At 60.4% G+C, this 9,515-nt stretch carries 7 protein-coding genes; 4 read left to right on the top strand and 3 right to left on the bottom strand.

Annotated elements, in window-relative coordinates:
• The first annotated feature begins 13 nt into the window (after positions 1-13).
• Complete coding sequence (locus ACO05N_RS15825) at positions 14-286, top strand: hypothetical protein (protein WP_422057958.1); 273 nt, start codon at positions 14-16, stop codon at positions 284-286.
• Positions 287-682: 396 nt separating this feature from the next.
• Positions 683-2,011, top strand: coding sequence for a tyrosine-type recombinase/integrase (locus tag ACO05N_RS15820; RefSeq protein ID WP_079247216.1), 1,329 nt, complete (start codon positions 683-685; stop codon positions 2,009-2,011).
• Positions 2,012-2,465: 454 nt separating this feature from the next.
• On the opposite strand, the gene ACO05N_RS15815 is transcribed toward ACO05N_RS15820, so the two are convergent.
• A complete protein-coding gene (locus ACO05N_RS15815; RefSeq protein ID WP_422057957.1) occupies positions 2,466-3,476 on the bottom strand; it encodes a PfkB family carbohydrate kinase in 1,011 nt (336 codons plus the stop codon).
• Between the two features lie 266 nt (positions 3,477-3,742).
• Between ACO05N_RS15815 and ACO05N_RS15810 the strand changes: the two genes are divergently transcribed.
• Entirely contained in the window at positions 3,743-3,883 is a 141-nt protein-coding gene (locus ACO05N_RS15810) for a hypothetical protein (protein WP_422057956.1), read from the top strand.
• Here ACO05N_RS15810 and ppc read toward each other — a convergent pair.
• A complete protein-coding gene (gene ppc, locus ACO05N_RS15805) occupies positions 3,867-6,539 on the bottom strand; it encodes a phosphoenolpyruvate carboxylase (protein WP_422057955.1) in 2,673 nt (890 codons plus the stop codon). The genes ACO05N_RS15810 and ppc overlap by 17 nt on opposite strands.
• A 132-nt stretch (positions 6,540-6,671) precedes the next feature.
• Here ppc and ACO05N_RS15800 point away from each other — a divergent pair, with 132 nt between their 5' ends.
• Positions 6,672-8,846, top strand: a complete 2,175-nt coding sequence (locus ACO05N_RS15800) for a hypothetical protein (RefSeq protein ID WP_422057954.1) — start codon at positions 6,672-6,674, stop codon at positions 8,844-8,846.
• Between the two features lie 26 nt (positions 8,847-8,872).
• On the opposite strand, the gene ACO05N_RS15795 is transcribed toward ACO05N_RS15800, so the two are convergent.
• Positions 8,873-9,484, bottom strand: a complete 612-nt coding sequence (locus ACO05N_RS15795; RefSeq protein ID WP_069321520.1) for a GntR family transcriptional regulator — start codon at positions 9,482-9,484, stop codon at positions 8,873-8,875.
• Positions 9,485-9,515: the final 31 nt, after the last annotated feature.

Raw genomic sequence — 9,515 nt, 5'->3', positions numbered from 1 at the left:
AAGGGAGGCGACGATGGCAAACGGTTCGTTGAGTCGAGTGGCCGAGAACTGGCGGCGGGGTTTTCCGGCCTTCTTCATTCTCGCAATTTGCGGCCCCACGATATTCGCATTTAGCTACGTCATCCTCGGTGAAGTGGCGGGGTTGGTCGGGATGAACAAGGGCGTCGGCGGGGCGCTCGCGATCTTCGCGGTCGCCCTTTGGGGGCCGGTCTTGCTGGGCATACTCTTTGACGCCGACTACATCCGCCGCTTCAGCACCCGCAACCTGCCAGCCGACGACGCCTGACCTAACCGCACTAACTGCACTAACTGCACAGGGGTAGGGTGGCACCTCCGCAAGCGGCGTGACATTCATCCTGCGGATTACGTGGCGATTAAGTGACGCGGAATGGCCCGCTTAACCGGGTGCCGGGAGGCGGGGCTAAGTCTTTGATTTTGCGGTGGTGGACGCACTAGGGCTCGAACCTAGGACCCGCTGATTAAGAGGCGCTCCCAACGGCTTTTCAGCGCGTCTATCAACGTCCGTCATTGTCCACCACTGGCGGTCGATCGTCGTGTAACATGCTGATACCCTTCAATAAAAGCAGAGGGTCTCTTCCGTCAGCTTCCAACTCGATCTATACAGGATCGCGGGCCATCACGCCCGATAAGGATCCTATACGGAACCTATAGCGAGCTCGAAATGACTGGAACCCTCACGAAAGTAGCCCTCGAGGCGCTGGTCGCTAAAGCCAGAAAAGCCAGCACTGGGCAGCTCGAACTACTCGATGATCGGGAGCCCGGGCTGCGCTTCCGGGCAGGACAGCGCACCGCAAGCTGGTCGTTGCTCGTGCGGCTCAAAAATGGGCAGAAGTCCCGCATCAAGCTCGGCACCTGGCCTGCGATGGGACTCGCCGATGCGCGCACCGCTGCCCGGGCAGCGAGACTCGATGTGGAGAAAGGTACTGATCCTAACGAGGAGAAGCGAAAGCAGCGTCGCGCGGCGGCAAGTGAAGCGATGAGCCGGATGACACTTACCAGCGTTCTCGACGACTACCAGACTTCTGTGCTCGATCAGAATCGCACAGGCGCGGCGACTCGCCGTGCCCTCGATGGACCGAAAGGCCTGCTCAAGCCGTTCGCCTCGCGAAAGCCCGTTTCAATAATGAAGGACGAGATTCTTCCGCTTGTGAAGAAGTTGGCGATCAAGTCACCGATCTCAGCTAACCGCAAGCTCGCCTACGCCTCGGCGTTTTTCAACTGGTGTGTGGACGCGGGCTATGTCCCGGCGAACCCCGTGGCGACCATCCGTAAGCCCTCGCGGGAACGTGAGCGCGAGCGCTTTCACACTCTTGAGGAACTGCGGGAGATCTGGGCGGCGGCTGGTACGCTCGGTTACCCATTTGAGCAGCTCTACAAACTGCTGATCGTGCTGCCGAACCGCCGACAGGAGATTGCCAGCATGTCACTTGACGATCTCACGCTGGGCGACCTGTCGTCCGAAGTGGAAGGTGTATGGCTCCTGCCACGCGACAAAACCAAGATGGCCAATGCCCTTCGAATCCCTGTTTCACTTTTGGCGCGAGGTCTGATCATCGAGGCACTTAATGCTGGAGAACGGCCAGCAAAGTCTCGTTACGTATTCACTACAACTGGAGATACTCCGATCTCAGGGTACAACAAGGCAAAAAGACGGCTCGACGCCGCGATAGCCGCAGCTCGGATCAAGCAGTCACCCGGAGATAGCGAATCTTCGATGCCGCATTGGGTAGTCCACGATTTTCGCACGACGTTCAACACGCATGCCTGCGAAATTCTTCAAGTGCCGCCGCATGTAGCGGATCGGATACTGAATCACGTCGCGACGGCGACGAGGTCGAAGGTCATGCGGGTCTACAATAAGTCCGAACTCTTCGAACAGCGACGGGAAGCTTTGAACGCTTGGGCTGACTTGGTGACCCGCGAAGTAATCCGCGCGGCTACGAACGTTGAATCGAGCGAAGTTGGTCGTTGCCTCCAAATACCCGCATGACAGTGTTGGCTTTGAAGGGAGGTAAGTGGATCCAACCACTTCGTTTGAGATTAATAGTCCGACCGCAATAGATATTTGATGTTCACGCCGTAAAAATCTTTCATCCCCGCTGCTCTGAAGGGCTGCACCGGCTCCCCTCCTGCGAGGAGCAAGAGCGCGGGCGAACAGATTGTCTGGGAAAGGGCTATGAAGCCATAGATGTTGGCGGTGGTCCACCGGGATCTATCAGCTGCTCAGGATTCCGGAATTCATTAAACCTCACACGGACTTTGTCATGCAAGCCCGAATCGCGGACGCGCGTGCAACGATTGCCCAAGAGTCCGCCGACCTTCCTGGCAGGATGGAGCGCCAGCCATCGGGAATGGTGGGATACTACATGGCACTAGAGACGACCGGTGCTCAGGTGAGGCAACCGGGGCGGTGGATTAAGCTGCCGCTAGCCTTCGCGGCCCTGTCATCTGCGTACATCTAATGCGCCTTGAAGGAAGGCGGCGATATCCGCTTGGCTGAACAAGCTCGCGTCGCCCGGCAGCGAGTGTTTGAGACAGGTGAGCGCGAGGCCAGTGGCGACGGTCGCCTCCAGATCCTGACCCGACAGCACACCGTGAAGAATTCCCGCGGCATATGCGTCGCCCCCACCAATTCGGTCTACAATGCCGGCCACAACCACATCTTCGGTCTGATATCCTCGTTCGCGCGTATCGACGCGCGCAGCAATGCGGTGACGGTCAGTGTCATCGATGTGCCGCGCGGTCGAGGCGATTCGCTGTAGGTTGGGGAAGGCGGCAAAGGCGGCTTCAGCGGCCTCGCGCCGACGGTTAGGGCCATCACCTGAGAATTGCTCGCCCAGCAGCAGCGAGATGTCTCGATGGTTGCCGAACATTGTGTCGGTGAGGCTGACCAGTTCCGTCAGGACCGCGCGCGGATCGCTGTCCCAAGTTTCCCACAAGCGCGCGCGGTAGTTGCCGTCGAAGCTCACTTGCACCCCAAGTCCTCTAGCAGCGCGTGCGGCGGAGAGTGCGGCCTGTGCGGTTGCTGGACCGAGCGCGGGGGTGATGCCCGACAGATGCAGCATCGCTGCGCCGTCTAGAATCGCGCGCCAGTCAAATGCGTCTGCGGGCGCGGCCGCGAAACTTGATGCCGCGCGATCATAGACGATGTCCGATGCGCGCAGCCCTGCGCCGGCCGAAAGGAAGTACAGCCCCATCCGCCCGTCGCGTAACTGTACATTATGCGTATTCAGGCCCTGTCCTCGCACGAAGCGGATCGCCGCCCGGCCAAGCGGATTGTCGGGTACCGCGCTGACCATCGAAACGGCATGGCCCAGATTGGCGAGGCCGATGCCGACATTTGCCTCAGCGCCGCCAACATGCACATCGAGATTGCCGGTCTGCATCAGGAGCTCGCGTCCAGGGGCAGTGAGACGAAGCAATAATTCCCCGAAACAAACGATACGGCCAGCCATAATGTCTCCTCAGCTATGCCCGGGTCAGCGCGTCAGGCCACTGTCGTCTACCCCGAGAAAGCGGCCCTGCACATAGTGTGATGCGCATGAGGCGGACTTCCGCGACAGCAACGGCTGCTCCAACTGATCGGGGATGACGGTGATACGCTGCATCGCTGAAACATTTGTTCGGCCACCGAGACTAAGGAAGCAACGGCGCATGTCCACTTCATCGTCGCTGCGCGCCTGATCGCGTTCCTGATGGCTATCCCCGCGAAGTGTTAGGTATGACCAAGACGGAGCCGACGGACAGTGTGTGGCAGTCGGATTGGGTAGGGCAGGCGTTCGTCTGCGATGCCGATGCGGTGAACTCATCTGGTGTTGTTGCCGAACTCGACTTTCCCGTGCCGCTCAACCCGAGTTCCTGAGCCCCGTCGCAATTGCGTTGATCGACAGCAAGATGCCCTGCTCGATCTTGGGATCGGACTCGCCCGCGCGATGGCGCTTAAGCAGCTCGACCTGGAGCAGGTTGAGCGGCTCGATATAGGGTAGGCGTAGGCGGATCGACGATTCGAGCGCCGGGTGCTTTTCGAGCAGCCGGGCCTGGCCCGTGACGTCGAGCAACTGGTCGTGCGTCACGTGCCAGCCTTCGCGAATGCGGAAAAAAATCGAATCGGCTAAGCTGCGGTCCTGGACCAATTCGGCATAGCGTTCGGCGATGCCCATGTCCGACTTGGCGAGCACCATCTCGAGATTGGCGAGAGTCGAGGCAAACAGCGGCCAATCCGACGCCATCTCGCGCAGCAGACCGCGATCGGGAAATGCCGCCAGCGCCTCGCCGACGCCGAACCAGCCGGGTAGCATGACCCGGGCTTGGGCCCAGCTGAATACCCAAGGGATTGCCCGCAAATCCTCGATGGCGTCGGACTTTTTGCGGCTGGCGGGACGGCTTCCGATCTTTAGCCCGGCAATCTCAGCAATTGGCGTCATCTGGCGGAAGAAGCTGCGGAAACCATCGGTGCCGTAGACAAGGTCGCGATAGGCCTTGAATGCGGTGCCGGAGAGCTGTTCCATCGCGGCTTCGAAGCGGTTTGCATCGGCTTCGCTCAGTCGCTGCGGCTCGAGGCTGGCGAGAAGCGTCGCCGAGGCCATCGCCTCGAGATTGGTCGCCGCGCTTTCGCGCGTGCCGTATTTGGCTGCGATCACCTCACCTTGTTCAGTGATGCGGATGCGGCCCTGCACCGTGCCGGCGGGTTGCGCCTGAATTGCCTGGAACGACGAGCCGCCGCCGCGTCCCACCGCGCCGCCGCGGCCGTGGAACAGCTGCATGCCGATCCCAGCTTCTTCGAACACCGGTTTCAGCGCGGTCGAGCCTTTGCTGAGACCCCAGGTCGAGGTGAGATAGCCGCCGTCCTTGTTCGAATCGGAATAGCCGATCATCACTTCCTGGTGGCCGCGCGCCTGGCCGATTGCCGCCACCTCGGGCAGCGCGAACCAGGCGCGCATGATCGCTGGCGCGGCGTCGAGGTCGCCGATCGTCTCAAACAGCGGCACTGCCATGATGTGCGCTTGGGGGGCGTCGCCGGGAATGTAGAGCCCGGCCTCCTTAAGCAGCACATGGACTTCGAGCAGGTCCGACACCGACTGCGCCATCGACACGATGTACTGGCGGATCGCGGCGACACCGTAGCGCTGGTGCGCCTCTGCCGCCGCATGGACGATGGCGAGCTCGGAGGCGGTCTCGTCGGAATAGCTCGCATAGCGGCTGGCGAGCGGGCGCGGACTTGCCAGCTCGCGGCGCAGTAAGGCGATACGGGCGTCCTCGTCCAGCGCGGCATAGTCGGCTTCGACTCCCGCGATCTTCAGCAGTTCGGCGATGACGCGTTCGTGCACCGCGCTGTTCTGGCGCAAGTCGAGCGTGGCGAGGTGAAAGCCGAAGATATCTACCGAGCGGATCAGCCGCCCGAGCGCCCCGCTTGAGGCGAGCGATTCGCCGCCACGCGCGGCGAGGCCGTGCGCGACGGTGGCAAGATCGGCGCGGAAAGCCGCAGGATCGTGATAGGGCCGACCCTTGAGCGCGCCCGGACGCGGCGCCGTTTTGCCGGTCAGGTAGCGGTAGGTCGCGGCGAGCCGCGCATAAATGCCAGAAAGCGCGCGACGATAAGGCTCGTCAGAACGGCTGGCAGCATTGTCCCCGCTCATGTCGGCGAGCGCTGCGACGGCGGCGTCGATCTTGGCGCGATGGTTGGAGATCGACAGCTCGGCGCCGAGCGCATGCACTGCGTCGAGATAGTGGCTGAGCACCGCTTCGGCCGAGCGGGCGAGGGTAAGCCTTAGCGAGTCGGCGGTTACGAACGGGTTGCCGTCGCGGTCGCCACCAATCCAGTTGCCGGGCTTGAGGAAGGGCGGCACGCGGCTGCCCAGCGCGCGGTCCCAGCGAGCATAGAGCGCGGGCAAAGTGGGGAGGAACACGTCGCTCAGATAGCTGAGCGCCGTTTCGACTTCGTCGGCGACATAGAGTCGCTCGAACCGTAGAACTCGGGTCTGCCACAGCAAGGCGACCTGGCGCAGGATCGCTTCCTCGACCAGATCGCCATCGGGCGTTTCGGCGACGCCCTCGTCGCGCAGCCGCATCAGTTCGGCAATGCGGTTGCGGTGGTCGATCATCGACTTGCGGCGCACTTCGGTCGGGTGCGCGGTGAGGACCGGCGCGATCAGCGCATTGTCCAGCAACTGCGCGACCTGATCGGCGCCGATGCCGTGCGCCTTAAGCCTGGCGATGGCGTGTTCGACGTCCGCGCCCGGCTCGGCGGCGATGCCCTGGCGGTCTTCGGCGAGGTTGGCGAGCATCGAAAACAGCATGAAGCTGCGCACGAACTCGAGCGTTTCATCGAGGCTCAGCCGATCGAGGCCGGGGTCGATCTTGTCCGCCCCGGCGACCCCGCGATGGCGATCGACTGAGGCGGCGCGGATATATTCGATCCGCCGGAACAGCGCCTCGCCGCCATAGTCGCGGATGACGTCGCCGAGCACCTTGCCCAAAAAGCGGATGTCGGAATTGTTCGCAATCGGTGTGCTGGCCATGCGCCGTTGCTGCACCGCGGCATAGCGCGGGTCAACCGCTTCATTGCTTCGCGAAGCACTCACTTAAAAATGTCGACTGTCGACAAATGCCGAATTATAACGACCTTGATGCTATCGGTATGGAGAGAGCCAATGGTGCGCTTCTGGATCACGCCCCTGGCCTTGAGTCAGGCCCTGCTTCTAGCTGGATGTTATGAGGAGTCCGGTAGCGGCGAGACCAGGACGGCAGATGTTATGACCATGGTCGCGGCTCCGCCTCAGGCCGCGCCACTTGCGGTGAACGTATCGATAAACGTCAATGCCGACGTTCGCCACGTCGTCGGCGGCGTCAGCAGCTTTTCACGCGAGAAGTTCATAAACATTCACGCGATCAATTCTGACCTGGAGTGGTGGGGCGGCAATGCTCAAAGCCTCAACCAACCCCAGGAAGTTCCGGATCTGCTGAACGGGTTCGTGAAAAACTTGGATGTCTATTTCGGCCGTGATTCAGGGTCGATGGCGTATGAACTCACTCGGGTGCCGCAGGGCTCTCAACCTGGTTATGCTGATGCGAATGCGATGGCATCCTTGTCGGCGCTGCCGCGCACCTATGGTTATCACACAGCTGCGCAACGCACCGTGGTCGGTAGCGCTGAATTCGAAAAGCGCATGGCGAGCTGGGTTCTGGTCGCTCAAGAACGGCCGTTCTTTCCGAACGGATATCCCATCGCCAATCAGGGTTGGGCCTTTTCCCGCACCGATACGCAGGCTGCACCGTTTGGTTCATCCACTGGCCATTTCATCGGCAACTATCTCGCCCGCTACTTCAATCAGAGCGGATCGGTTGGAGCTGGCGCCGGCATCATCAAGCCCAAGTTCGTGGAAGCAATCAACGAGCCGCTATACACCTTGATCGACGATCCGGCTCCCCATCTCGCGGGATACCCGCGCCCGACCTACAATGATGTTTTTCGCTATCATGACGGCGTCCGAAACCAGGTTCGGCCTTTGAATACGGCCCGCCAGGTTCAGGTTGGCGGCTATACGCCCGCCTTTCCGGACTTCGAAGAAGCCGAACCCTCCAATGCCGCATTGTTTGCGCGCTGGAACGCGCGCGATGGCGCCTGGCTCGGTGGGGCTGGCCGAAACATGGATTTCGTATCCCTGCATCTGTATGATTTCGAGGGAATTCCAAAGAACGGAAACGTCTACAAACAGTACCGAAAGGGCAGCAACGTCGAGGCCACCTTCGACATGCTCGATTACGCCATGAACTGGGCATATGGAGGACAGCTAAAGCCCTTGGTGATCTCGGAATATGGTGCCCGAGCACATCAGATGGAGCCGAATGCATGGACCCCGCAACGCGACTGGTTCTATCTGAAAGCGATGAATTCGCTGATGCTTCAATTCATGGAGCGGCCGGACCGAATTGCCAAGGCTATACCCTTTGTAGTCCTTAAAGGGGAGTGGGGGAGGACCAGCGTACCCTATAACTGGCGCCTGCTGCGCCAGGCATTCGAGGACGGTACCCCGGCAAACGCCGGCAATGGCACTTGGGTGTACACCGAGATGGTCAATTTTTACCGGCTATGGAACGGCGTAAAAGGTACGCGGCTGGAGAGTTGGGCAGCGGATCGAGACTTCCTCGTCGATGCTTATGTCGATGGAGCGGCGAAGGATCTGTACGTTATCATCAACAGCCTTGAGTCCACCCCCCGCACGGTCGATCTCAAGCTTCTTGGGATCCCAGCCGGGAGCACCGTTACCCAAGTCGAGCAACGGCATCTATACCCGGACGCAAACGGTCGCCCGATATTGAGTACGAGCACGTCTGCTTCGGTTCCTGGTTCCGTCGTGCTTGGGTCCGAAGCGACGATGGTCTTGCGAATTCGCTACAGCACCGCGCCGGCGCAGCCGCATACGCTGTCTCAATCCAGGCATTACGCGACGGTAGGTTCGTCAACGGTGTTGACGAATATCGTCGCCGGATCAACGCATAATTTCACGGTTCCCAACGTTACTCCGGGCGCGAATGGGGAGGCCGTTCTTCGGCTGGGCGTCGGTCGCGAGCATGGCAAGTCGCTACAGCCGGTCATCACATTCAACGGAGTGACGCTAAGCGTACCCACGGACTATCGTGGATACGATCAGTATAATGGCGGAAAGGGGCGGTCTCGTTTTTTTGGAGTGCTGGAAATACCGGTGCCCCTCAGCGCCTTGAGAGCAAGCAACAATATCGGAGTTCGATTCCCAGACTCAGGAGGCGCCATTTCCTCCGTTGTTCTCGACAACTCAGTTTCCACCCGGTCATTGGCAAGACAATAGCGTCGCCTAAGGCAGGGTTGGACGAACTAGCGGATGTTGCCCTCCATGGCGGCTATGGCTGCCTTGGCATCACCTGTCTGGATGGCATGGATTATCGCTTCATGCTCAGCGATCGCCTGTTCCGGCGTGCTGATGCGCTGATAGTTCATTCGCATGCGCAAGATGACAGGCTGCCAGAGATTGACCAGGTCCTCGCCGCCGGCGGCGAGGAGGATCACCCGATGAAACGCAATGTCCGCCTTAGTGACCTCGGCAAAATCATGCTCGCGCAAGCGCTTGGTCAATTCCTGAAATGCCGCCTGAAGCTGATCAAACAATCCTTCTGGCCGATCCTTGATCACTCGCTTGATGGCAAAGATCTCGATCTGCCGTCGCAATTTGATCATCAGCGCCTGAAGGTCGGGCGCTGGGATATCATTGACCATCGTTCCCCGATGGGCTCGGGTAATGAGAAGCCCTTCCTTGGAAAGCTCCAGCAATACGTCGCGGATGCGGCCGCGGGAGACACCAAACCGCTGAGCCAACGCCTCCTCGGTAAGCTTCTGGTTGGGAGCGAGTGCGCCTGAAATGATATCTGATCGGAGCCGATCCGCGATTTGCTCCCGTACCGCGATGATCATGTTGTCGCCATCGGCCATTGTCGATTGTCCATAATTTGTTCGCGAACCA

The organism is Sphingomonas sp., from assembly GCF_965227385.1.
Classification (GTDB): Bacteria; Pseudomonadota; Alphaproteobacteria; order Sphingomonadales; family Sphingomonadaceae; genus Sphingomonas.
The sequence above is the reverse complement of the archived record's forward strand: the minus strand, read 5'-3'. Positions and strand labels throughout refer to the sequence as shown.

What these genes read in the sequence shown, in the direction of transcription:
- ACO05N_RS15825 (WP_422057958.1), top strand. Translation starts at nt 14, where the DNA reads ATGGCAAACGGTTCGTTGAGTCGAGTGGCCGAGAACTGGCGGCGGGGT.
- ACO05N_RS15820 (WP_079247216.1), top strand. Translation starts at nt 683, where the DNA reads ATGACTGGAACCCTCACGAAAGTAGCCCTCGAGGCGCTGGTCGCTAAA.
- ACO05N_RS15815 (WP_422057957.1), bottom strand. Translation starts at nt 3,476, where the DNA reads ATGGCTGGCCGTATCGTTTGTTTCGGGGAATTATTGCTTCGTCTCACT.
- ACO05N_RS15810 (WP_422057956.1), top strand. Translation starts at nt 3,743, where the DNA reads ATGACCAAGACGGAGCCGACGGACAGTGTGTGGCAGTCGGATTGGGTA.
- ppc (WP_422057955.1), bottom strand. Translation starts at nt 6,539, where the DNA reads ATGGCCAGCACACCGATTGCGAACAATTCCGACATCCGCTTTTTGGGC.
- ACO05N_RS15800 (WP_422057954.1), top strand. Translation starts at nt 6,672, where the DNA reads ATGGTGCGCTTCTGGATCACGCCCCTGGCCTTGAGTCAGGCCCTGCTT.
- ACO05N_RS15795 (WP_069321520.1), bottom strand. Translation starts at nt 9,484, where the DNA reads ATGGCCGATGGCGACAACATGATCATCGCGGTACGGGAGCAAATCGCG.